This is a genomic window from Streptomyces purpureus (genome assembly GCF_014648195.1).
Lineage (GTDB): Bacteria > Actinomycetota > Actinomycetes > Streptomycetales > Streptomycetaceae > Streptomyces > Streptomyces purpureus.
In genome coordinates, this window is record NZ_BMQQ01000011.1 from 56,291 (window position 1) to 79,905 (window position 23,615).

At 72.3% G+C, this 23,615-nt stretch carries 20 protein-coding genes; 7 read left to right on the top strand and 13 right to left on the bottom strand.

Annotation, left to right across the window (positions count from 1 at the left end):
• Positions 1-262: 262 nt before the first annotated feature.
• From IEZ01_RS15990 to IEZ01_RS16000, 3 genes are read right to left on the bottom strand one after another with little or no spacing between them, the layout of a single operon-like run.
• On the bottom strand, positions 263-1,165 hold the full coding sequence (locus IEZ01_RS15990; RefSeq protein WP_019887223.1) for an acyl-CoA dehydrogenase family protein: 903 nt from the start codon (positions 1,163-1,165) through the stop codon (positions 263-265).
• Entirely contained in the window at positions 1,165-2,298 is a 1,134-nt protein-coding gene (locus IEZ01_RS15995) for an acyl-CoA dehydrogenase (RefSeq protein ID WP_019887224.1), read from the bottom strand. Before IEZ01_RS15995 ends, IEZ01_RS15990 begins: the two co-directional genes overlap by 1 nt.
• Positions 2,298-3,488, bottom strand: a complete 1,191-nt coding sequence (locus IEZ01_RS16000; protein WP_019887225.1) for an amidohydrolase family protein — start codon at positions 3,486-3,488, stop codon at positions 2,298-2,300. Before IEZ01_RS16000 ends, IEZ01_RS15995 begins: the two co-directional genes overlap by 1 nt.
• A 143-nt stretch (positions 3,489-3,631) precedes the next feature.
• Here IEZ01_RS16000 and IEZ01_RS16005 point away from each other — a divergent pair, with 143 nt between their 5' ends.
• Positions 3,632-5,140: a class I adenylate-forming enzyme family protein gene (locus tag IEZ01_RS16005; protein WP_019887226.1), complete on the top strand. Its 1,509-nt coding sequence runs from the start codon at positions 3,632-3,634 to the stop codon at positions 5,138-5,140.
• Positions 5,141-5,146: 6 nt separating this feature from the next.
• On the opposite strand, the gene IEZ01_RS16010 is transcribed toward IEZ01_RS16005, so the two are convergent.
• Both IEZ01_RS16010 and IEZ01_RS16015 read right to left on the bottom strand, forming a co-directional pair.
• Positions 5,147-5,665 (bottom strand): EF-hand domain-containing protein, encoded by a 519-nt coding sequence (locus IEZ01_RS16010; RefSeq protein WP_019887227.1) that lies wholly within the window; start codon positions 5,663-5,665, stop codon positions 5,147-5,149.
• A 65-nt stretch (positions 5,666-5,730) separates the two neighbouring features.
• On the bottom strand, positions 5,731-6,105 hold the full coding sequence (locus tag IEZ01_RS16015; RefSeq protein ID WP_189202251.1) for an STAS domain-containing protein: 375 nt from the start codon (positions 6,103-6,105) through the stop codon (positions 5,731-5,733).
• A gap of 235 nt (positions 6,106-6,340) precedes the next feature.
• On the opposite strand from IEZ01_RS16015, the gene IEZ01_RS16020 reads away from it, so the two are divergent.
• Positions 6,341-6,919, top strand: a complete 579-nt coding sequence (locus IEZ01_RS16020; protein ID WP_019887229.1) for a sigma-70 family RNA polymerase sigma factor — start codon at positions 6,341-6,343, stop codon at positions 6,917-6,919.
• Positions 6,920-7,068: 149 nt separating this feature from the next.
• Positions 7,069-8,559 (top strand): maleylpyruvate isomerase N-terminal domain-containing protein, encoded by a 1,491-nt coding sequence (locus IEZ01_RS16025; RefSeq protein WP_444545487.1) that lies wholly within the window; start codon positions 7,069-7,071, stop codon positions 8,557-8,559.
• Between the two features lie 61 nt (positions 8,560-8,620).
• Here the strand turns inward: IEZ01_RS16025 and purU are convergent, their stop codons facing one another.
• Entirely contained in the window at positions 8,621-9,472 is an 852-nt protein-coding gene (gene purU / locus IEZ01_RS16030) for a formyltetrahydrofolate deformylase (RefSeq protein WP_019887231.1), read from the bottom strand.
• Positions 9,473-9,539: 67 nt separating this feature from the next.
• A complete protein-coding gene (locus IEZ01_RS16035) occupies positions 9,540-9,986 on the bottom strand; it encodes an SCO4402 family protein (RefSeq protein WP_019887232.1) in 447 nt (148 codons plus the stop codon).
• 169 nt (positions 9,987-10,155) lie between these two features.
• On the opposite strand from IEZ01_RS16035, the gene IEZ01_RS16040 reads away from it, so the two are divergent.
• Positions 10,156-11,436: an ABC transporter substrate-binding protein gene (locus tag IEZ01_RS16040; RefSeq protein ID WP_028797655.1), complete on the top strand. Its 1,281-nt coding sequence runs from the start codon at positions 10,156-10,158 to the stop codon at positions 11,434-11,436.
• 58 nt (positions 11,437-11,494) lie between these two features.
• Here the strand turns inward: IEZ01_RS16040 and IEZ01_RS16045 are convergent, their stop codons facing one another.
• The 6 genes from IEZ01_RS16045 to IEZ01_RS16070 form a co-directional block, all read right to left on the bottom strand.
• On the bottom strand, positions 11,495-12,976 hold the full coding sequence (locus tag IEZ01_RS16045; protein WP_189202255.1) for a hypothetical protein: 1,482 nt from the start codon (positions 12,974-12,976) through the stop codon (positions 11,495-11,497).
• Positions 12,977-13,100: 124 nt separating this feature from the next.
• On the bottom strand, positions 13,101-14,285 hold the full coding sequence (locus IEZ01_RS16050) for a 3-hydroxybenzoate 6-monooxygenase (protein WP_189202257.1): 1,185 nt from the start codon (positions 14,283-14,285) through the stop codon (positions 13,101-13,103).
• An 81-nt stretch (positions 14,286-14,366) separates the two neighbouring features.
• Positions 14,367-15,560, bottom strand: coding sequence for an MFS transporter (locus IEZ01_RS16055; protein ID WP_189202260.1), 1,194 nt, complete (start codon positions 15,558-15,560; stop codon positions 14,367-14,369).
• A 121-nt stretch (positions 15,561-15,681) separates the two neighbouring features.
• Positions 15,682-17,238: a class I adenylate-forming enzyme family protein gene (locus IEZ01_RS16060; protein ID WP_189202262.1), complete on the bottom strand. Its 1,557-nt coding sequence runs from the start codon at positions 17,236-17,238 to the stop codon at positions 15,682-15,684.
• A complete protein-coding gene (locus tag IEZ01_RS16065; RefSeq protein WP_189202264.1) occupies positions 17,235-18,218 on the bottom strand; it encodes an amidohydrolase family protein in 984 nt (327 codons plus the stop codon). The genes IEZ01_RS16060 and IEZ01_RS16065 overlap by 4 nt, the downstream gene beginning before the upstream one ends.
• 273 nt (positions 18,219-18,491) lie before the next feature.
• On the bottom strand, positions 18,492-19,883 hold the full coding sequence (locus IEZ01_RS16070) for an NsdA family TPR-like regulatory protein (protein ID WP_028797656.1): 1,392 nt from the start codon (positions 19,881-19,883) through the stop codon (positions 18,492-18,494).
• A 436-nt stretch (positions 19,884-20,319) separates the two neighbouring features.
• Between IEZ01_RS16070 and IEZ01_RS16075 the strand changes: the two genes are divergently transcribed.
• The 3 genes from IEZ01_RS16075 to IEZ01_RS16085 are packed head-to-tail and all read left to right on the top strand — an operon-like array spanning position 20,320 to position 23,509.
• Positions 20,320-21,006 (top strand): bifunctional DNA primase/polymerase, encoded by a 687-nt coding sequence (locus IEZ01_RS16075; RefSeq protein WP_019887241.1) that lies wholly within the window; start codon positions 20,320-20,322, stop codon positions 21,004-21,006.
• Between the two features lie 47 nt (positions 21,007-21,053).
• On the top strand, positions 21,054-21,869 hold the full coding sequence (locus IEZ01_RS16080; RefSeq protein ID WP_019887243.1) for an ABC transporter ATP-binding protein: 816 nt from the start codon (positions 21,054-21,056) through the stop codon (positions 21,867-21,869).
• Entirely contained in the window at positions 21,866-23,509 is a 1,644-nt protein-coding gene (locus IEZ01_RS16085; protein WP_019887245.1) for a hypothetical protein, read from the top strand. The genes IEZ01_RS16080 and IEZ01_RS16085 overlap by 4 nt, the downstream gene beginning before the upstream one ends.
• Positions 23,510-23,615: the final 106 nt, after the last annotated feature.

Below are 23,615 nucleotides of genomic sequence, written 5' to 3' on the forward strand. Positions count from 1 at the left end.
GGTCCATACTGTGCGACGCACGTTGCGGGGAGTCGAACAGAAGGGCGTACGGCGCCTTCCGCTGCGACGAGCGGCGGGCATTCCCGGCTCCGGGGCCGCCGCAGGGGCAGCACCGGGAGCACCGGGCCTCCGAACCACTCGCATCCCCGGAGCGTACCCGAGCCCGGCCCCGACTCCGGCCTGTGACGACCCCGCTTAGGACACAACCCGATATCGACCGCCGGTGACCGCGCGTCACCCTTCGGGGTGTTGACCGTCTCTCTCAGGAGGTCCCCGGGGAGGTCTCCACCGAAGTCTCCAGGAGCGCCGCCGCCGCGATCTCCTCGGCGCGCGCCGCGGGCAGCCACCGCTCGGCACGCAGCCAGGCCCGTTTGAGGTGCAGATGCACATCGGCCTCCCAGGTGAACCCCATGCCGCCGTGCACCTGCAGACAGTCCCTGGCTCCGCGGACCGCCGCCTCGTCGGCGAGGAGCTTGGCCGCGGCGATGTCGACGGGGTCCTCGGTCACGGCCGCGGCGTACACGGCGGCGCGGGCGACCTCGACCCGTACGAGCATCCCCGCGCAGAGCTGTTTCACGGCCTGGAAGGCGCCGATGGGCCGGCCGAACTGCTCGCGTTCGCGGGCGTACGCCACGGCCATGTCGGTGGTGCGGGCGGCGCTGCCGAGCTGTTCGGCGGCGGTGAGCAGGGCGCCCGCCCCGGGCGGCCGGGCCGGCCCTCGCGCGTGCGGGAGCCGGTGCAGCGGGGTCAAGGGGTCGACGGAGCGGACGGGTACGGCGCCGGAGACGTCTCCCTGAGCCACGTCCGCCTCGGCCAGCCACTCCACGAGCGGCCCGTCGGCCGTGGTCACGACGGTCTCGCCGTCGGCCGCGCCCGGTACGCTCCCCGCCGCCAGGTGGGTCGCGACCAGCGGCCCGGGCAGCAGCGCCCGTCCGGCCTCCTCGAAGAGGAGGACCGCCTCGGGCAGTCCGAGCCCGACGCCGCCGTCCTCCTCCGGCAGCCGCAGCGCGAAGAACCCGGCCGCTCCGAGCTCCCGCCACAGGGCGCGGTCCAGGGCCCCTGAGCCGACCGACGCCCGCAGCGCCTCACGGTCGAAGCGGCGCGCCAGCAGGTCCCGTACGCCCGTGCGCAGGGCCCGCTGGTCGTCGTTGAGCCGGAAGTCCATCAGCGCCCCCTCGGCAGGCCGAGGATCCGCTCGGCGACGATGTTCTGCTGGATCTGGGAGGTGCCGGCGGCGATGGTGTACGACAGCGAGGACAGCCGGTCGAGGGTCCACTCCCGGCCGAGGTCCAGCGCGTCGGGGCCGAGGACCTCGGCCGCCGTGTCGTAGAGCTCCTGACGGGCGTGCGAGTAGCGGAGCTTGAAGACGGAGCCGCCGGTGCCCGGGACCCCGCCGGTCGCCTGCGCCTCGCTGACGTTCCACTGGGTGAGCCGCCACAGCGCGCGGAACTCCGCGTTCAGCCGGCCGAGGCGGCGGCGCAGCGCGTCGTCGTCCCAGCGTCCGTTCTTGTGCGCCACGCGCGCGAGGTCGGCCAGCACGCGGCGGCAGGCGACGACCTCGCCGACGAAGGCGGTGCCCCGCTCGAAGGAGAGGGTGACCATCGTGACGCGCCAGCCGTCGTTCTCCTCGCCGACCCGGTTGGCGACGGGCACGCGCACCTCGTCGAGGAAGACCTCGGCGAACTCGTCGGAGCCGGCGAGGGTGCGCAGCGGCCGTACGGTGATGCCGGGGGTGTCCATGGGCAGTGCGAGCCAGGTGATGCCCTGGTGTTTGGGGGCCTGCGGGTCGGTGCGGACGAGCAGTTCGCACCAGTCGGCGACCTCGGCGTGCGAGGTCCAGATCTTCGATCCGGTGACGACGTACGTGTCCCCGTCGCGTACCGCGCGCGTGCGCAGGGCGGCGAGGTCGGATCCGGCGCCGGGTTCGCTGAAGCCCTGGCACCAGACCTCGTCACCGCGCAGGATCGGCGGCAGCCAGCGTTCCCGCTGCGCCTGAGTGCCCTCGGCGGCGATGGTGGGGCCGGCGTGCAGCAGTCCGACGAAGTTGGCGCCGACGTAGGGCGCTCCGGCGAGCTCGGTCTCCTCCAGGAAGATCAGCCGCTGGGTGGGGGGCGCGTCCCAGTGCACCTCGCCGTATCCGGCGTCGTACAGCATGCGCTGCCAGGTGGTGTCGTAGGCGCGGCGGGCGGGCCAGTCGAGCGGGTCGGGCCTGGAGGGCAGGGTGGGAAGCGCGCCGCGCAGCCAGGCTCTGAGGCGGGCCCGGAAGGCCTCCTCCTCGGGCGTGTACGCGAGGTCCATCAGGCAATGTCCAGGCCGAGCATCCGGATGGCGTTGCCCCGCATGAGTTTGTACACGGTCTCGTCGTCGAGGCCCTTCACATGGTCGAGGGCGACCTCCTTTGTGTGCGGGAAGGTGGAGTCGACGTGGGGGTAGTCGGTCTCGAAGGTGGCGTTGTCGCGGCCGACGACGTCCAGCGAGGCGATGCCGTGTTTGTCGCGGAAGAAGCAGCAGAAGATCTGGCGGTAGTAGTACGTCGAGGGCGGTTCGGGGATCAGGTCGCGTACGCCGCCCCAGGCGCGGTGCTCCTCCCAGACGTCGTCGGCGCGTTCCAGGGCGTAGGGGATCCAGCCCATCTGGCCCTCGCTGTAGGCGAGCTTGAGGGTCGGGAACTTCACCAGGACGCCGGAGAAGAGGAAGTCCATCATCGAGGCCATCGCGTTGTTGAAAGAGAGCGAGGCCTGGACGGCGGGCGGGGCGTCCGGGGAGGCGGCGGGCATCTGGGAGGAGGACCCGATGTGCATGTTGACGACCGTGCCGGTCTCCTGGCAGACCGCGAAGAAGGGGTCCCAGTACCCGGAGTGGATGGACGGCAGTCCGAGGTGGGTGGGGATTTCGGAGAAGGTCACGGCCTTCACGCCGCGGGCGGCGTTGCGGCGGATCTCGGCGACGGCCAGGTCGGTGTCCCACAGCGGGATGATGCAGAGCGGGATGAGCCGGCCGCCGCTGTCGCCGCACCACTCCTCGACCATCCAGTCGTTGTAGGCGCGGACGCAGGCGAGGGCGACCTCCTTGTCGTGGGCCTCGGCGAAGGTCTGGCCGCAGAAGCGCGGGAAGGTGGGGAAGCACAGGGAGGCCTCGACGTGGTTGAGGTCCATGTCCTTGAGCCGCTCTGCGGGGTCCCAGCAGCCGGGGCGCATCTCCGCGCGCGTGATGCCTTCCAGGGTCATGTCGTCGCGGTCGAAGCCGACGGCGGCGATGTTGCGCTTGTACGGGAAGTGGAGGTCCTCGTAGATCCACCAGTCGGCCGGGGGTCCGTCGGGGTCCATGGTGATGCGGTACTTGCCGCCGACGTAGGCGAGCTCCCCGATGCCGGTGGTGAGCGGCTTGGGGCCGCGGTCGCGGTACTTCGCGGGGAGCCAGGTCTCGAAGAGGTGGGCCGGCTCGATCACGTGGTCGTCGACGCTGATGATCCGCGGCAGTTCGGTCATGAGTCCCCTCCGGAGGCTCCGAATCTGATGACCCGTCAGAAGTAGGCTAGCCCCGCACCCCTGGACCGACAAGGAGCGGCGGCCTACGCTCTGCCCGTCACCTGACTGACCGTCAGTTTTGTTCGGCTCCGAGGGGACCCGCCGTGACCGACACCGCACACGCCCTGGGCACCTCCCGCACGCTCTGGGAGCTCGTCGAACGCCGCGCCGCCCTCACCCCCGACCGGCCCGTCCTCCTCCAGGACGACCGCGTGCTCACCTTCGGTGAGCTGCGGGAGCGCTCCGAACAGGTCGCCGCCGGCCTGCACGCCCTCGGCGTGCGGCCCGGCACGGTCGTCGCCTGGCAGCTGCCCACCCGCATCGAGACGGCCCTGCTGTCCTTCGCCCTGGCCCGGATCGGCGCCGTCCAGTCACCCGTCATCCCGTTCTACCGGGACCGCGAGGTCGGCTTCGCGCTGCGCGCCTCCCAGGCCGAGTTCTTCGCCGTCCCCGGCGAGTGGCGCGGCTTCGACCACACCGCCATGGCCCACCGCCTCGGCGCGCGCGGCGTCTTCGAGGCGTACGGCACCCTGCCCGACGGCGACCCGGCCGTCCTGCCCCCGCCGCCCGCCGAGGGCACCTCCGTCCGCTGGATCTACTGGACCTCCGGCACGACCTCCGACCCCAAGGGCGTACTGCACACCGACCGCTCCCTGATCGCCGGCGGCTCCTGCCTCGCACACGCCCTGCGGCTCTCCCCCGACGACGTCGGCTCGATGGCCTTCCCGTACGCCCACATCGCCGGGCCCGACTACACCGTCATGCTGCTGCTGTACGGCTTCCCGGCCGTCATGTTCGAGCAGTTCGCCCTGCCCGAGGCGCTGGAGACGTACCGCAGGCACGGCGTCACGGTGGCCGGCGGCTCCACCGCCTTCTACTCGATGTTCCTCGCCGAACAACGCGCGCGCCCCGGCGAGAAGATCATCCCCACCCTCCGGCTGCTCGCCGGCGGGGGCGCCCCGAAGCCGCCGGAGCTGTACCACTCCGTGGTACGGGAGATGGGCTGCCAACTCACCCACGGCTACGGCATGACCGAGGTCCCGATGATCACCATGGGAGACCCGGACGACACCCCGGAGAACCTCGCCACCACCGAAGGCCGGCCCCCCGAGGGGATGGAGATACGAATCGTCGACGGGGACGTACGGCTGCGCGGCGAAGCGGTCTGCCAGGGATACCTCGACCCGGCCCAGACCGCCGAGGCCTTCGACGAGGACGGCTTCCTCATCACCGGAGACGTCGGACACCTCACCGACACCGGCCACCTCGTCCTCACCGGTCGGATCAAGGACATCATCATCCGCAAGGGCGAGAACATCTCGGCCAAGGAGATCGAGGACATGCTCCACCGCCACCCCGCCGTCGGCGACGTGGCGGTGATCGGACTGCCCGACGCCGCCCGCGGCGAACGCGTCTGCGCCGTCGTCGAACAGCCCGAAGGCGCGCCCGCGCTCACCCTCCCGGACCTCACCGCATATCTGCGCGCCGAAGGGCTCTCCGTCCACAAACTCCCCGAACAGCTGGAGATCGTGGACGCCCTGCCGCGCAACGACACCCTGCGCAAGGTCCTCAAGTACAAACTGCGCGAACGCTTCTCGCCGTCCGGCCGATGACCGGACCTACGCGTCGGGCAGCGGGGTCACGTAGTACGCGGCGAAGGCGGACAGCACGTCCTCCTCGGTGATCCGGCCGTCACCGTCACCGTCCAGCGCGGCCGCCACGCGTGGCGCGATTCTCTCGGCCACGCCGAGCGCGGTCAGCGCCCGCTCGGCCGAGGCCAGGGTCAGCTCGCTGCCGCCCTCCGCCGCCACGTCGATGACCCCGTGCAGGAACGGGCGGGCGATCTCCGCGAACTTCTGCGGCTGGTCCCGCAGCCGCTTCACGGCTCCGGTGACGAACTCCGCGCGGTTGACCTTCTGATCGCCGTCGACGTCCGCGATCCCGGCCATGCCCTGCCAGAACGCCTCCGCGCCGCTGTACAGCGCCTGCCCCTTGACCGACCTGGCGGCGACACCGAAGGCCGCGAGCACGGCGGCGGCCGCGGCGCTGAAGTCCTGACGGTCGATCCAGCCGTTGTGGTCCTGGTCGAAGGTGGCGAACCGGTGGGCGATCCTGCGCTCGTACTCCTCGCTGTCCATGGCGGGAGCGTACGGCGTCGAGGCCGAATCGCGCGCCCGTTGCGCGCGCCTTTCACGCGAGGGCGTCACGCGGACAGGCGCTGCGACTGCCGGCCCGTCGCGCTGGCCACATCCGGATACACCTCGAAGAGCCGGCGCACCCCGAGCGCCGCGAGCACGCGGTTGACGTGCGATCCGTCCACCGCGCCCTGCGCCGGCAGGATCAGCCGCAGCCTGCCCCGGCACGAACGCATCAGACGGCGCGAGGCGACCAGCACCCCGACCCCGCTGGAGTCGCAGAACTGCACACCGGAGAGATCGAGCACGAGATCGTGGCGGCCGCCGGCGACGGCGTCATGGACGCGCTTACGGACCAGCGGCGAGGTCACCAGGTCCAATTCGCCCTCGATGCGCACCACGGTCCAGGCGCCCTGCACGGCTTCGTCGACGTTGAGCGTCACGGGTCCGGACCTTTCTTGGGGGTGGGACCGCACGGGAACCGGAGTCGGTCCTTCCCCACCCGCGTGCCCGGTCGGCCCCCGACGAAACCCAGTTCGCCGGGAGTGACGTTTTCCTTACCATCACCCCTCCCGGAAGGGCGTACTTGTCGTAAAGGTGCGTGCTCTGTCAGTGACGGGCACTACATTCGAAGGGAGTCGGATGCAGTCGGGTCGGGAGGGGCCAGGAGGGCATCGCATGGCGAAGGACACACCACCGCGCTGGGACCGCAGGATGCAGCAGCGGCTGGCGCGGGGTGAGGCGGCCGCGCTCGGCGAGCTCTACGACCGGTTCGCGTCGCTCGTGCACAGCCTCGCGCACCGCGTCCTCGACGACGAGGCCGCCGCCGACCAGGTCACCCGTGAGGTGTTCGGCTACATCTGGGAGAACCCCGACGCGTACGACCCCAAGCAGGGCAACCTCCGCTCCTGGGTCGCCAAGCTCACCCAGCGGCAGGCCGTGCACCGCCTGCGCCAGGCGGAGGCGGAGGTGTACGAGGAGACCGGCGAGGGCTCCGCGGAGGAGTTGGAGCAGAAGGTCCGCCGGGCCTCCGTCGCCGCCCGCGCCGACTACATCGTGACCTCGATGCCCGCCCCGCTGCGGGCCGCGCTGGAACTGGCGTATTTCCAGCGCCGCGACTACCGCCAGACCGCGGCCGACCTCGGTGTGACGGAGGACGAGGCGCGGCGGCGCCTGCGGCTCGGACTCCAGCTGCTGTCGACCGCGAACACCCGCTCCCTGGAGGGCTCTCCGCCCGGATACGGACGGACACTGTGACAGGCCCGGACGAGGAGCGCGGCCCCGACGACGAGATCCGGGGCGCGCCGCGCATACCGGCACCCAGGCCGGCCCCCGACGACTGGGCCGACCTGTCGGCCGCGCCCAGCGCGCAGACCCAGCCCCCCGAGACCGGCACGGAGCCGGGCATGTCCCCGGACCCGCTCGCGGACCTGGACGCATACCCGGCCCCGGACGTGCCGGCAGACCTGCCCGCGGACCCGTCGGCAGACCTGACCCAAGACCTGCCCGCGGACCTGGCCCCGGAGGTGCCGGCAGACCTGCCCGCCGACCCGTCGGCAGACCTGCCCCGAGACCTGGCGCCCGACTTGCCCGCAGACCAGCCCCGAGACCTGGCCCCGGACCGGCTCGCAGACCAGCCCCGAGACCTGGCCGCGGACCCGCCCGCGGACACGCCTCCGGACCCGCCTGCGGTCGCGCGGCCCTCGGCCCCGCCCGACAGCCGCACGCCGGTCGAGCGTGCCGCCGGCGACCACGCCGCAGAGGTGACACCGCGCGTTCCGCACAGCGTCCTCAAGTCGCTGCTCGGCGCCTGGGCCCTGTCCGCCTGCTCCGCCGAGGAGACCTGTGCGGTCGAGGACCATCTGACCGAGTGCGCGCCCTGCGCGGACGAGGCGCTGCGGCTGCGGGACGCCGTGGGCCTGCTCCACTCCGAGCGGGACCTCGACCTCGATCCGCTGCTGCGCTCCCGCGTGCTCGAGAACTGCCTCGGCCGCCGCCCGGCCCGTATTCCGGTGCCCTCCTGGGCCACGCCGTACGACTCCGAGACCGCCCGGCTCGACGCGCTGCTGCGGGACATCGGCGACGCGGAGTGGCACGCACCGGTGCGGCTCAAGTGGTTCGAGGGCGAGCGGCAGGTGAGCCGCCGCACGACCGTCGCCGGGGTGATGGGGCACCTGCTCCCCGTGGACGGGCTGGTCGCGACCGCGCTCGGGCTCGACGACCCGCTGGCGACGGGGCCGGCGTCCAAGGCCCCGGCGTCGTTCCCCCCGCAGTCGCCGGCCGAGCGCACCGAGGCGTACTGGAACGGCGCGTACCACCCTCCGACGCGGAAGGTCCGGGCGCCCTGGCGGGACCAGAGCCACACCCTGATCCGCACGGTCTCCTTCGCGGGCCGCGGGGTCGCCGAACTCTCCGTTCCGTACGGCGACTTCGCGCTGCCGCTGCGGGACTCCCTGCTCGACCGGGCCTTCGAGTGCTGGGTGCACGCCGACGACATCGCCAACGCGGTGGACTATCCGTACGACCCGCCCAGCGGCGCGCATCTGCACGGCATGGTCGACCTGGCCGCCCGGCTGCTCCCGGCGGCCCTCGCCGACCGGCGCCGCACAGGTCTGGCCGCCCCGGCCAAACAGCTGGTCACGGCGGGCTCCCCGGGCCGCACGCTCCACCTGGAGGTCGAGGGTTCGGGCGGCGGCCACTGGTACATCTCACTGGACTCGCCCGCCGCGGTCGGCTCCCCGGAGCACACCGTGGCCCAGGTCGCGCTGGACGGCGTGGAGTTCTGCCAGCTGGTCGCGGGCCATGTCTCGCCGGAGGAAGCGGCGGCGGGACAGGACGGGGACCGGGAGGCGATCAGGGACGTCCTGTTCGCGGCGGCGTCACTGAGCCGGCTGTAGCGCGGCCCGCCGCCCGCTGGACGGCGAGTGGCGGGCCGGAGACAGCCGGGGCGGCGGTGGCTCAGGTGAAGACGACCGTGCGGCGGCCGTTGAGGAGGATGCGGTGCTCCGCGTGCCACTTCACGGCGCGAGCGAGGGCCTGGCACTCCACGTCACGGCCGATCGCCACGAGCTGGTCGGGGGTGACGTCATGGGCGACGCGCTCGACCTCCTGCTCGATGATCGGGCCCTCGTCGAGGTCGGCCGTCACGTAGTGGGCCGTCGCGCCGATCAGCTTCACACCGCGCGCGTGGGCCTGGTGGTAGGGCCTGGCGCCCTTGAAGCTCGGCAGGAAGGAGTGGTGGATGTTGATGATCCGGCCGCTCAGCTGCTTGCACAGGTCGTCGGAGAGGACCTGCATGTAGCGGGCGAGGACCACCAGCTCGACGTTCTCCGCGCGGACCAGCTCCAGGAGCTCGGCCTCCGCCTGCGCCTTGGTGTCCTTCGTCACCGGAATGTGGTGGAAGGGGATGTCGTACGAGGCGACGAGCTCGGCGAAGTCGGTGTGGTTGGAGACGACCGCCACGATGTCGACCGGCAGCGCGCCGATCCGGCTGCGGAACAGCAGGTCGTTGAGGCAGTGGCCGAACTTGGACACCATCAGCACGACGCGCATCCGCTCGTCGGCCCGGTGGATCTGCCAGTCCATCTGGAAGGAGTCGCCGACGGCGGCGAAGCTGGCCCGCAGCTTCTCCACGGTCACGGGCGCCTCGGCCGAGAAGTGGACCCGCATGAAGAACAGACCGGTGTTCCGGTCTCCGAACTGCTGACTGTCCTCGATGTTGCAACCCGTGATGAAGAGGTAGCTCGACACGGCGTGCACAATGCCCTGTTTGTCCGGACTGGAGAGCGTGAGGACGTACTGGTCAGTCATCCCCGCAGGATGCCACACCCACGCGGACCCGACGGACGCCCGTCCGGCACGCGGACCCCCGCGGCAGTCACGCGGACCGGGTCATGATCCGCAGAACGTCCAGCGAGCGCGGCGGCGCGTCCGGGTCGTCCCCGTCGCTCGCCGCCATCCGTACGTGCGCCTCGCGGGCGGCCCGTACGGCCTCCGGCCAGCCATGGTGCTCCATGTACGCGGAGACGGGCGCGTCCGGACCGACCTGGTGCATGATCCGCAGCACCCGCAGCACGGCCACGTCGACCAGGGCGGCCTCGCCGGAGTCGCGGAAGATCGTCCCGACGTACTTCTCCGCGGACCAGCTGTCCAGCCAGGTGTCCTCCACCAGCCGGTAGACGGCGTCGGTGACGTCGCCGTACCCCTCATGGCCCGCCAGCCAGGTGTCCTGGTGGAAGGTGGGGTCGGAAAGCATGTGCAGCGCCGAGCGCACATTGCTGCGCCAGCGCCACCAGGGCATGTCGTTGTGCGGCATGCCGCCCATGGTGGAGGAGCGACGGCCGCGACGGGAAGAGTTCACCGAACCTTGCACGTTTCGATCGTACGTTCCCTTGTCGTACGCCACGCCCGGCCCCCGTAATTCACCGGGACGTCACCCTGCGTTGAATCGCCCTCACTTCGCCGTTACCCGTGAGGCGGAAATGTGCATGCCCATGACCGGTAGGCGACGCTCCTCCATCCCCCGCCCTTCCAGGACCGTGACCTCGTTGATCGCGTGTACGACGGCAGTGGCGGCCGGGGCCTCCCTGCTCACCGGCTGCGGCGTGCTCCCTGGCACCACGGGGGGTTCCAGGGAGCCCGTCACGGTAATGACTTGGGCACCGGACGGCACCAAAGCGACCAATATGCCGGGAATGCCCGCCATGGCCCAGGCGTACGCCCGCTGGGTCAACGCCAACGGCGGCATCGACGGCCATGAACTGCGCATCCTCACCTGCAACGAACAGAACACCTCCGCGGGCGCCGCGGCCTGCGCCCGGCGCGCGGTGCAGGAGAAGGTGGCCGCCGTCGTCGGCTCGTACAGCCAGAACGGCCGCGCCTTCATGGCCCCGCTCGAAGTCGCCGGCATCCCGTACATCGGCGGCTACGGCACCACCGACGAGGAGTTCAGCAGCTATCTCTCCTACCCGGTCAACGGCGGCCAGGCCGCGCTGATCGCCGGGCACGGTATGCAGCTCGCCGACCAGTGCCGCCGGGTCTCCCTCGTCCGTCCCGACACGGTCAGCGGCGACAAGATGCCCGAGCTCCTCAACTCCGGGCTGAGGAAGGCCAGCCGGCGCACCGCCGTCGACATCCCGGCCGTCGAGGACGCCGGCGAGTACATCGCCCAGGCCGAACAGGCGCGCAGCGAGGCGGGCAAGAAGCACGGCTGCGTCACCGCCGTCCTCGGCGAGCGGACGCAGAACTTCTTCGACTCCTTCCGCCGACTCCCCTCCGACGACCACGAGGTCCGGATCTCCTCCGTGCTCGGCAGCGTCGGCCAGCAGCTGGTGGACCGCACCGGCGGCTCCAACAGCGTCTTCGAGGGGGCGTTCGTCACCGGCTGGTACCCGGAGGCGGGCGACCGGCGCTGGGAGCCGATGCGCAAGGTGATCAAGGAGCACGCCTTTGCCGACAACCGCGTCGACCCCGCCGACCCGGGCGTGCAGACCACCTGGATCGCCTACACCGTCCTCAAGAAGGTCATCGAGAGCCTGAACACCGACACGGTCACCGCCACCAAGGTCGCGCGCGCCCTCGACCAGGGCGTCCGGGTCGACACCGGCGGCCTCACCCCGGACCTTCGCTGGCGGTACGAGGACATGCTCGGCGTGCCCGGCATGCCCCGGCTCGTCAACCACGAGGTGACCTTCCAAGTGGTGCGCCAGGGACGGCTGGTGGCCCAGCGGCCCGGCTTCGTCGACGTCGGCGACACCGTACGCCGGGCCCCGTAGGCGATCGGCGCGGAGGACGCCGACGGCCGGCCCCTCGGGGCCGGCCGTCACGTGTTTCTCAGAGCTGGGTCGAGGATCGCTTGGTCAGGCTGTACTTCTCCGCGATGGCGTTCCACCGCTTCGACGCGTCCCTCTTGGCCAGCGTCGCCTCACCGCTCGCCTTGTGGGCCCGCGCGGTGCTCGGGGTGTTGCGGGCCTTGCCGTCCTTGCAGCCCTTCTTGCCCTTCACCTGCAGCGCCCAGGCCGCGTAGTGGTCGTCGGCGGTGGCCGAGGCGTTCCAGGCCTTGTTGAGCGAGGCGGTGAGCGCCGCGTGGCCGGGGAGCTTGTCGACGGCGATGCCCTGGAGCCGGGTCACCAGGCTGCGGCGCTGCTCGGCGGCGCCGCGCAGATCGGTGGCCGCCTGGTCGAGGTTGGCGCACTTCTTGATGTTCTCCACCGAACGGATCACCGCCTCCCGGCTGTTGTTGCTGTCCGCGAGGAGCTTGTCGAGGGCCTTGGCCTGCGGCTCGGCCGGGTCGACGGGCTTCTTCTCGGGAGCCGCGGACGCGGCCGGGGAACTGTTGGCCACGGGCTGGCCGGTGCCCTTGTCCTTCTCGTCGTCCCCGCCGTTGAGCAGGGCGCCCGCGCCGAGACCGACGACCGTGCAGCCGATGACGACGGCGGCGATCAGCGCGACGGGTGACTTGCGGCGGCGCGGCTCGGGCTCGTCGTCGTAGTAGCCCTGCTGCGGCGCGTAGTGCTGCGGCGGCTGCTGCTGGAACTGCGACTGCCTGGGCCCCTGATGTTGCGGGTACTGCTGGTGCGGCTGCTGAGGGGCAGGCGGCACCGGCATCTGTTGGGTGGAGTCGCTGCGGAAGAGGCTGTCGAACTCCGGCGGCGGCTGCCGCTCGTCCGGCGAGCCGGGCCGGATGCCGTACGGCGCGCCCGGCGGCGGGGCGGGGATGTTCTGCGCCGGTACGGGCGGTATGTACTGGGTCGCCTCGGAGTCGCCGCCCGCCACCGAGGGCGGGGTGACCGGGCCGGTGCCGAGGAAGTGGGTGGACTCCTCGGGCCGCTCCGGGGGCATGGCGCCCGGCATCGGCCCGGGCGCCGCGCCCGGCATGGGGCCCGGCGTCGGGCCCTGCGTCGGGCCGGGCATGGCACCCGGCATGGGGCCGGCCTGCACCGGCGGGAGGTACTGCGTCGCCTCGGCCTGCGAGGACCCCGGGGCCACCGGCGGCAGGTACTGCGTCGCCTCGGCCTGCGAGGACGCCGCGGGCACGGGCGGGAGGTACTGCGTCGCCTCCGCGCCCGTCACCCCAGGCACCGCCTCGGGCGGCAGCGGCTGGGCGCCCACGGCCGGCGGCTGCGCGGGCGGCTGCGCCGGCGGAGGCGGCTGCTGGCCGCCCGGCCCCCAGGCGCCGCCCCACGGCTGCCCGCCGGCCGGGCCGGCCGCGTCGGGCACCCAGGGGCCACTGCCGTCCGAAGGCAGCACGACACCTTCGTGCGCGGGCCGCGCCGCGGGAAGCCGCGGCTCCTGACCCTGTCCGCTCTGCGTCACCGGGACTCCTACCCATCAACCTACGGAATCGTCGGTTCACGCTACCGGGTGTATCGACGGCTCCGCACACACGTGTGAGACCTGTAACAGGACGCCCCCCGCGGGCGCTGTTCACGGGCCCCGGTCACAGCCCGCGTACGCCCTGACCGCCGTGCAGCCACGCGACCGTGTCGTGCAACTCGGCGTCGCTCATGGCCGAGAGGGCCGCGTTACGCGCCAACGCCCCCTCCCCCTCCGGGTGGTAGATCCGCCGTCCCAGCTCACGCGCCACGCACTGGGTCTTCGCGGTGCGCTCGCGCCGCTCGGCGGTGTACTTCTCCAGCCGCTGCGGTACGGCGTCCGCGTCCCCGTCCTCCAGCAGGTGGCCGAGCACGACCGCGTCCTCCAGCGCCATGCAGGCGCCCTGGGCGGCGTACTGGAGCATCGGATGCGCGGCGTCGCCGAGCAGCGCCACCCGGCCGTACGACCAGTCCCGCACGGGGTCCCGGTCGCACAGCACCCAGGCCCGCCACTCCTCGCCGAGCTCCAGCAGGGCCCTGGCCCGTTCGCTCATCCCGGGGAACTCGCCGAGGACGTGGTCACGGGGCGTGGGCACGGCGGCGATCGCCTCGGTGGCGGCGTCGTCCCGGGTGGCGGCGAGGTTGAGGGAGGCGCCGCCGTCGATGGCGTAGTGGACGAAGTGCCATCTGGGGCCGGCCCAGAGCGTCACGCTGTTGGTGCGCAGCTCCTGGGGGACCTTCTCCATCGGGATCACCGAGCGGTAGATGGTGTGGCCGGAGACGCGGGGCTCGCCGTCGCCGATGAGCTGCTGCCGGATCGTGGAGCGGATGCCGTCCGCGCCGATGAGGGCGGTGCCGGTGTGGCGGATGCCGTCGGCGGCGACGGCGTGGGCGTGGGTGTGGTCCTGTTCGTAGCGGACGACGGCGCTGCCGGTGCGCAGTTCGATCAGGTCCGAGGCGCGGCAGGCGTCCAGGAGGGGCTCGTAGAGGTCGGCGCGGCGCACGACGGCGTACGGGTTGCCGAACCGCGCGCGGTACGTCTCGGTCAGCGGGAGCCGGGCGACGCGGTCGCCGGTCGTGCCGTCCATGAGCTGGAGGGCGTCGATGAAGACGGCGCGGTCGCGGACGGCGTCGCCGATGCCGAGGCTGTCGAGGGCGTGGAAGGCGTTGGGGCCCAGCTGGATCCCGGCGCCGTATTCGGAGAACTCGTCGCGACGTTCGAGCACGGTGACCCGGTGCCCGCGGGCGGCCAGGCTCACGGCCGTGGCCAGTCCGCCTATTCCGCCGCCCGCGACGATGGTCTTCGACATGAGTACGTTGCGTCCCTTCGGTGGTGGTCGTACGAAGGCGGGCAGGGGCGCCGGGACGGCAGCGCCACCGCCCGCCGGGGGTCATGTGGTGGCGCGTGCGGAACCGATACGGCTGACCACGACGGCGACCAGGCCGACGACACCGCAGCCGGCCAGCAGCCACGGGAAGGAGAAGGCGCTGATGACGGCGCCGCCGACACCCGCGGCCACCGAGATGCCGAGGAACAGCGCGGCGCTGTTCCACGCCAGTACGGCGCTGACCTGCTGCGGGAAGAGCTGCACCAGGCGGCTCTGCTGGGCCGGGAAGGCCGCGAACGCGGCGAAGGCGAAGACCAGCAGCGCGAGGCCGACCCCGACGGAGGTCTCCGCACCGAACGCGACGGCGACCGCGAACTCCAGGACGGCGAGGCCGGACAGGGCGGCGGTGAGCGTACGCCCGGCGCCCTTGGTGTCGGACCAGCGGCCGCCGAGGAAGATGCCGGCGATGGCGCCGACGCCGTAGCAGACCAGCAGCCAGGGGGTGGCGCCGTCCATGGAGCTCTGGTCGAGGGCGACGCCGAGGAAGGTGTACAGGCCGTAGACGGCCGCGGCCCACAGGCCGCAGACGGAGACGGCGACGACCGCGAAGCCCTTGGCGAAGGTGCCCTCCGACGCGCCCTCGGGCGCGGGCACGACGGCCGGCCAGGCCTTCAGATTCACCAGGACGAGTGCGGCGGCGATGACGCCCATGGCGCCGAAGATGGCCCGCCAGCCGACGTGGTCGACGAGCGCGGCCCCGATCGGGGCGCCGGCCCACAGGGCGGACAGCAGTCCGGAGACGGTCACGGCCATCCAGCGGGCCCGCCGCTCGGGCGGCGCCATCAGGCTGGTGAGGGCGTACAGCGTGGGGCTGGCGGCGCCCGCCGCGGCGCCGGAGACCACGCGGGTGATGACGACCCAGGTGTAGCTCGGAGCGAGCGCGGTGCCGAGGTTGGCGAGGGCGAACACGGCCATGGCGAGGACCAGCATCCGGCGCTGCCCGATCTTCCCCGCGAGGCTGCCGAGGAGCAGCGCGGCGAGGAAGTAGGCGACGGAGAAACTGGTGGCCATGAGGCCCATGCCGTTGGGGGTGAGGCCGTAGTCGTCGCCGATGCTCGGCATCAGCGGCGTGACCATGTAGAGCGCCAGGCCGATCATGAAGTTGGTCGCCCAGGCGACGGCCAGCCGGACGCCACCTCTGGAGGAACCGGCCGGGCTCGTCTCGGACCTCTGCCCGGCTGAAGCTGTACTGGTCATGCTCTTCCTTTCTTGGGGCTCGGTTCTCCCCTGGCTTCGCCGGGGGGACCCCCACCGGGCGCTTTGAGCGTGCGCCGACGGTCGATCGTGCTCGGCCCCCTCGTTCCTCGGGGGCCTGGGCTCACACGTGGCTGAGGCGCTCCGCCAGTTCCAGGCGGCGGATCTTGGACGTGGCCGTGCGGGGCAGGTCCGTGAGCCGGAGCTGGACGGGGTGGGCCAGGTCGGCGGGGAGGTCCGTCACGGCGGAGCGCCAGCGGTCGAGGTCCAGCGGGAGGTCGTCGCGGGTGCACAGGACCGGTACGGGTTCGCGGTCCGGGCCCGGTACGAAGACCAGCTCGGTGAGTTCGGGGAGGCGGGCCAGGATGGTGTCCTCGGCCTCCAGCGTGGAGCGCAGCGAGGGGATCAGGTCGACCTCACGGTCGAGGAGGTGGACGCAGCCGCGCGGGGTGAGGTGGCCGACGTCGCCCATCCGCCACCAGTCGCCGTCGACCTGGCGGGCGTAGCGCTCGTCCTCGCCGTAGTAGGTGAGGGCCCGGCCGGGGGTACGTACCTCGATGTGGCCGGGGGTGTCGGGGCCGGGTTCGGCCCCTTCGCGGGCGACCACGCGGATCCGCGCGGTGCCCGGCAGCGGGTGGCCCAGGCAGCGTCCGTCGATGGCGTCGGCGCCATGCCGGGTGTAGGCGCGGCCGGCGACGGGCCCGCACTCGCTCTGCCCGTACAGCTGGTGGAAGAGCGGGAAGCGCCGCTCGGACGCGGCGAGCAGCCGCCGGATGGTGCCGGGGTGGATGGCGTCGAAGGTGGAGCTGAAGTACTTGACGTGGGCGAACGGCCTGCGGGGGTCGTCGGCCAGGTGCTCCCACTCCATGAAGCTGTTGGGGTGGGTCTCCAGGAGCCCGGGCTCGGTCTTGGCGCAGATCTCGGCGACGTGCTCGGGGTCGCCGTCGCGCAGCACGATCGCGGGCATGCCGCGGGGCAGCAGGACGGCGAGGGCGAGGAAGAGCCGGGAGTGCACGAACGAGACGTGGATCAGGCAGCGTTCGGGCTCGCGGATGGCGTCGGCCAGCCGTTCCTGGGGCCGTAGCCGGCCGAGGAGGGAGCGGGCCGAGTGGACGACGAGCTTGGGGATGCCGGTGGTGCCCGAGGTGTGGGTCATCAGGGCGGGGCTGTCGGGCGCGGTCCGTACGGCGTCGACGGCCGGTGAGCCGGCGAGGGCGGCCAGGGAGACGGCCCCGGGGTGGCTTCCGGCGGGTGTCAGGACCCGGTCGGTGAGTGCGGCGAGGTCGAGCCCGGCCAGGTCGCCGGTGAGCTTGGCGGTGTCGGTGAGCAGATGGGGGCGGCCGAGGCGGCGCAGCAGGACGGCGACGGTGTCGCGGTCCAGCGCGGGCGAGAGCAGGGCGGGTACGGCCCCGATCCGGGCGGCCGCGCAGGCGAGCAGGTAGAGGTCGAAGTTGGCGCTCTTGTGCAGGGCGATGTGGTCGCCGGGGCGGACGCCCGCCGCCCACAGCCGGGCGGCCAGGTCGGCGACGTACCCGGCGAGTTCGGCCACATTGAGCTTGCGGCGCGCGTCGGGCAGGGCGTCGAGCTGGTGGTCGATCACGACGATCCCGTCGGGGCGTCGGGCGGCGGTCTCGTCGAGCAGGGTGCCCAGCCACAGCCCGGTGCGGTCGCCGCCGCTCACCGCGTGTTCCCTTCGGCGGCGGTGAGGCGCCGGGCGAGGCCGGGGAAGAGCCGCAGGGCGTTGCCGCGCTCGACGAGCAGGCGCTGTTCGTCGTTCCAGCCGGGGTGGGCGAGGATCCCGGCGACGGATTCGGCGACCTCGGGCTGCTTCATGAACGGGAAGTCGCTGCCGAAGAGGATCCGGGTGGGGTCGACGAGCCGGTCGAGGGTGGGCAGGGCGAACTCGTTGGCCGACATGGCGGTGTCGTAGTGGAGCCGCCGCAGCGAGCCGATGAGGTCGGCGGGCTGGCGGTCCTTGAGGTGGGCGCCGATGGTGGGCCCGTAGGTGAGCCGCTTGGCGAGGAACGGGACGGAGCCGCCGGCGTGGGAGAGGATCAGCTTGAGGTCCGGCAGCCGGTCGAGGACGCCGTTGAAGAGCAGGCTGGCGACGGTACGGGTGGTCTCGAAGACGAAGTCGTACAGCGACGGCGGCAGGTCGAAGGAGCGTACGTCCTTGGCGGGCGGGCTCATCGGGTGGACGTGCACCGGCACGCCGCGCTCGGCCAGTTCGGCGAGGACGGGCTCGAACTCGGGGTCGCCGAGGTAGCGGTCGCCGTAGCTGGAGAACAGCCCGACGCCGTCGAGCTTCAGCTCGTCGAGGGCGTAGGCGAGCTCCTCCTTGGAGGCGGCCGGGTCCGGCAGCGGCAGGACCGCGAAGGCGCCGAAGCGGGTGGGGTGTTCGGCGACGATCCCGGCGAAGGACTCGTTGACCTCGCGGGCGACGCGGCGGGTGGCGCCGGCGTCGCCGAAGTGGATCCCGGGGGCGGTGATGGACAGCACGGACGCGGCGATGGCGTTGCGGTCCATGACTTCGAGGCTGCGGTCGGCGGTCCAGGCGGGGTAGTCCACGCCGGGCAGCGGTACGCCGCTGGGAAGCGCCCGGGCGAACGTGTCGGGCATGGCGTGGTGGTGGATGTCGATCAGCCAGGGGCGAGCGCTCATGGGGGTCCCATCAGACAGTGAGTTCACGATTCGGAAATGAACTTCCATTCCCGAGGGCGCGCCCAGAGTGCTGATAGTTGTAAGCGGCAGCAATGATCACTTCAACAATTTGTCAGGTGCCGCGGGGCCGCTGAACCGCCTCCGCCCCCGAAAACACGGTCGGCGCGCACCCCCCGAAGGGGCACGCGCCGACCACACCCAAGGCCGCCGTTCCACCGCCGCCAACTGCCGTTACGCCGCCCGCGACTGCTGCTGCGCCGCCTGCGACTGCCGTTACGCCGCCTGCAACTCCAGCCTCGCCGTGAACTCCCGTACCGACGGCTCGTCCCCGTACGGCTCCAGCCGCTGCTGGAGATCGTCCAGATACTCCGCACCCCGCGACGACCGCAGCGACCCCAGCAGCTCCAGCGCGCGCGTGCCCGTGTGGCAGGCCTGCTCCACCTCACGCTGCTGCACCTGCGCCGACGCCAGCAGGACCATCCCGATCGCCCGCCGCCGCGCCCGCGTCTGCGGATGCCCCTCGATCGCGTCCCTGGCCGCCCGCGCCGCCGCGTCCGACTGCCCGAGATCGCGGTGGCAGTGCGCCAGCTCGTCGGCGAGATAGGCGTGGTCGAAGTGGGCGATCCACACCGGGTCGTCGCCCGCCTCCGGATCGGCCCGGTCCAGCGCGGCCAGCGCCCGGCCCGCCACCTCCTGGCACATCCGCGCGTCACCGAGCAGCGCGTGCCCCCGCGCCTCCGCCGCGAAGAACATCGCCTCCGCACGCGGCGTCACATGGCCCCGCGCACCCTCCTGCGCCGCCCGCGCCAGCTGCGCGATCTCCCGGGGATTGCCCAGCTGCGCGGCGAGATGACTCATCGACGCCGCCAGTACGTACCCGCCGTAGCCCCGGTCCCCCGCCGCCTGCGCCAGCCGCAGCGCCTGGATGTAGTACCGCTGCGCCAGGCCGGGCTGTCCCGTGTCCACCGCCATGTACCCGGCCAGCTCGGTCAGCCGCGCCACCGCCGCGAACAGCCGACGCCCCACCGACTCGCGGTACGTCCCCGAAAGCAGCCCCGACACCACACTGTTGAGGTAGTGGACCACCACCGGCCGCACATGACCGCTGCCGAACCGGTGGTCCAGATCCACCAGCGCCTGCGTCATCGCGATCACCGCCTCGACGTCCGAGACACCCACCCGCGCCCCGGCCGGCCCCGCCGCCCGCGCCACCTGCGCGTCCGCGGCCGTGATCAGCCAGTCCCGGCTCGGCTCCACCAGCGCCGACGCGGCGACCGTCGACCCCGACAGGAAGTCCCGCCGCCCCACGTCACTGCGCCACAGCTCACAGACCTGTTCGATCGCGCCGAGCACGGTCGGCGAGAACTGCAACCCCACGCCCGAGGCGAGGTTCTTTCCGTTCGCCATCCCGATCTCGTCGATCGTGACCGTGCGGCCGAGCTTCCGGCCGAGCGCCTCGGCGATGATTCCCGGCGCCCTGCCCCGCGGCTGCTGGCCACGGAGCCAGCGGGCCACGGACGTCTTGTCGTACCGCAGATCGAGGCCGCGCTCGGCGCCGACCATGTTGACGCGCCGGGCAAGCCCGGCGTTGGAGCACCCGGCTTCCTGAATCAGCGCCTGCAGCCGTTCGTTGGGCTGACGGGCGACGAGAGGCCTGGCTGCCATGACTACCCCCTGAGGCCGGTGAGCGATCACTGGCGTGATCACTGCCCGGTGAATATGCGGTCAATGCAGAAGTGTGCGCACCAATGCCGAAAGTTCGCCCGTTCCGGGAAGTTCGGGCGCTGCGGATGGTTCCGGTGGTTCCGGTCTGTTCCAGATCTTCCGGGTAGCTCTGGTGGTTCCGGATGGTTCCAGATGTTCCGGGTGGCTCCGGCCGTACCGGATGGTTGCAGATCTTCCGGGTGGCTCCGGTCCGACCGGCGGTACCGTGATCAACGACGAGATCGCCCCATCGGCGCCTCACCGGATCTGGCTACCCCACCGCCGCTCCCCGCCCGCACGCGCGCCCCCACCCGTGCACCCATGCGCCCCGCATGCAGGATCGATTGCTCCTCGCCGTGCCGTGTGACGCCCGTAACCCGAGGTGGTGGCGGGAGTTGTGTTCTTCGTGGAAGAGACCATCGGAGTCACGGAAGCCGCACAGATCCCCAAGCAGCGAGGCGAGCAGCTGCTGGACAGCGCCGTGCGGTACGCGGAAGAGCGGCACTGGGACGTGTTCCCCGGCACCTGGCTGGAGGCGGTGGACGGGGCTGAGCTCTGCTCCTGCGGCGTCCCTTCCTGTGTCGCGCCGGGGGCCCACCCGGCCAGGCCGGACTGGGCCACCCAGGCCACGGGCAGCGGCGCCGGAGCCCGCCGAATGTGGGGCAAGCAGCCCAAGTCATCGATCCTGCTGCCGACCGGCCGCACCTTCGACACCCTGGATGTCCCCGAGTCCGCCGGATTCCTGGCCCTGGCCAGGATGGAGCGGATGGAGCTGACCCTCGGCCCGGTCACCTGCACCCCCGACCGCCGGATGCTGTTCTTCGTCCTGCCCGGCGCCGCCGCCAAGGTCCCCGACCTGGTCCGCAAGCTCGGCTGGGCACCGAGCTCGATCGATCTCATCACCCGCGGCGAAGGCCACTACGTCGCCGCACCCCCCACCCGCGTCGGCACCCACGGCGCCGTCCAGTGGGTACGCCGCCCGACCCCCGCCAACCGATGGCTTCCGGACGTGGAAGAGCTGATCAGCCCGGTGGCGTACGCCTGCGGACGGGAGGCAGCGGCGGCCCGCACCCGACGACCGTAAGGTTGTCCCCGTACCACGGGGACAACCGAAAGGTCGGGGTCGGAGCCATGCGGGACCAGCATGTGAACGTGGCGGGTGGAGCGCCGGAGACGGCGCCGCCCGCCGTTCGTGTCGAAGGGCTCTGGAAGAGATTCGGCCAGCAGATCGCGGTCTCCGGCATCGATCTCACCCTCCCCGCAGGCAAGTTCATCGGTCTCGTCGGCCCCAACGGCGCCGGCAAGACCACCACCCTCTCCATGGTCACCGGCCTGCTCCGGCCCGACGCGGGCCGGATCGAGGTCGACGGACACGACGTCTGGAGCGACCCGGCCGAGGTCAAGGCCAGGATCGGCGTCCTCCCCGAAGGGCTGCGGCTCTTCGAACGGCTCTCCGGCCGCGAACTCCTCGCGTACACCGGCCGACTGCGCGGGCTGCCCGGCGCCGAGGTCGACAAGCGGGCCGGACAGCTCCTCGACGTGCTCGACCTGGCCGGCGCCCAGCACAAGCTGGTCGTCGACTACTCGACCGGCATGCGCAAGAAGATCGGCCTCGCCGCCGCGCTGCTGCACAACCCCCAGGTCCTCTTCCTGGACGAGCCGTTCGAGGGCGTCGACCCCGTCTCGGCCCAGACCATCCGCGGCGTCCTGGAGCGCTACACCGCCTCCGGCGCCACCGTCGTCTTCTCCAGCCACGTCATGGAGCTGGTGGAGTCGCTGTGCGACTGGGTCGCCGTGATGGCCGCCGGGCACATCCGCGCCCAGGGGACCCTGGAAGACGTACGCGGCTCGGCACCCTCCCTGCAGAACGCTTTCCTCGAACTGGTGGGCGCGGGTGGGCAGGACGACGGTCACAGCCTCGACTGGCTCGGCGGGTCCGCCCGATGAGCCCCACGAGCCCGATCAGCCCGACAGCCCATTCCAGTGCGGCGGGTGGCGACACCGCGGCCCTCACCCCCGTCTTCGTACGGCTCAAGCTGGCCCTGCTGCGCAACGGCCTGCGCCAGTCCTCCGGCCGTACCGTCGCCTACGTCCTGTCCGCCGTCTGCGGCCTCCTCGTCGCCGCGGCCCTGCTCCTCGGCCTGGTCCTGCTGCGCGGCAACGCCCACGCCGACGCCATCGCCCTGCTGCTCGTCGGCCTCACCGGCCTCGGCTGGGCGGTCATGCCGCTCTTCTTCCCCAGCGGCGACGAGACCCTGGACCCGACCCGGCTGGTCATGCTGCCGCTGCGGCCCGCACCGCTCGTACGGGCCCTGCTGGTCTCCTCGCTCGTCGGCATCGGGCCGCTGTTCACGCTCTGCCTGGCCGTCGGCGCGGGCATCTCTCTGGCCCACGGCGCAGCGGCGACGGTCACCGCCGTGCTCGCCGTGCCGCTGGTGCTGCTGATGTGCGTGGCCCTCGCCCGGGCCGTCGCCGCCGGGAACATCCGGCTGCTGACCTCCCGCAAGGGCCGCGACCTCGCCGTGCTCAGCGGCCTGGTGGTCGCCGTCGGTATCCAGATCGTCAACTTCGGCGCCCAGCGCCTCGGCCAGGCGGGCGGCCTGTCCCCGCTGGAACCGATCGCGGACGTGGTCGGCTGGATCCCGCCCGCCTCGGCCATCGGCGCCGTCGACTCCGCGAGCGAGGGCGCGTACGGCCGGGCCGCCGCCCAACTCCTCCTGACAGCAGCCGTCCTCGTCTGGCTGCTGCACGCCTGGCGGCGCAGCCTCGTCAAGCTCATGACCGCCCCCGACGGCTCGACGCTCCAGACCGCCGAACCGGCCCGCAAGGAGTCCGCGCGGGGCCTGTGGCAGCTGCTGCCCGAGGGCCGCACGGGCACGGTGATGGAGCGCAGCCTGCGCTACATCCTGCGCGACCCGAAGACCAAGTCGGCCTGGGTGACCTCGCTGGCCATCGGGCTGATCGTGCCCCTCTTCAACGCCCTGCAGGGCACCGGCTCGATCTACTTCGCCTGCTTCGCCGCGGGCATGCTCGGCATCCTGATGTACAACCAGTTCGGCCAGGACACCTCCGCCTTCTGGATGGTGGCGCAGACGATCTCCACGCCGCGCGACGCCTTCGTCGAGCTGCGCGCCCGGGCGTACGCCCTGCTGGTGATCACGCTGCCGTACTCGGCCCTGGTCACCGGTCTGACCGCGGCCGTCCTCGGCGACTGGACCCAGTTGCTCGACGCGCTCGGCCTCTCCTTCGCCCTGCTCGGCGCGATGCTGGCGACCGGCGCGGTGGCTTCAGCCCGCTTCCCGTACTCGATCCCGCAGGACAGCGGCTACAAGAACGTGGCACCGGGGCAGGTCGGGCTGGCCTGGATCTCCATCTTCGGCGGCATGCTGGCGGCGGCGCTGCTGTGCGCCCCGGTGATCGCGCTGACGGTCTTCCTGCACGCCGCGGACCTCCCGGACTGGCGCTGGCTGCTGCTGCCGGTCGGCACGGCCTACGGCCTCCTGCTCGCCTGGGCGGGCCTGCGCGTGGCGGCGCCGCAGGTGGCCAGGCGGCTGCCGGAGATCCTGACGGCGGTCAGCAAGGGCTGAGGCACCCGGGGGCGGGGGCGGCCCACAGCTCCGGGCCGCCCGCGCACCGACGGAGCGCGCCGCACGGAGGTGACCGCCGCTCGGAGAAAAACTCTGCGTCATCAGG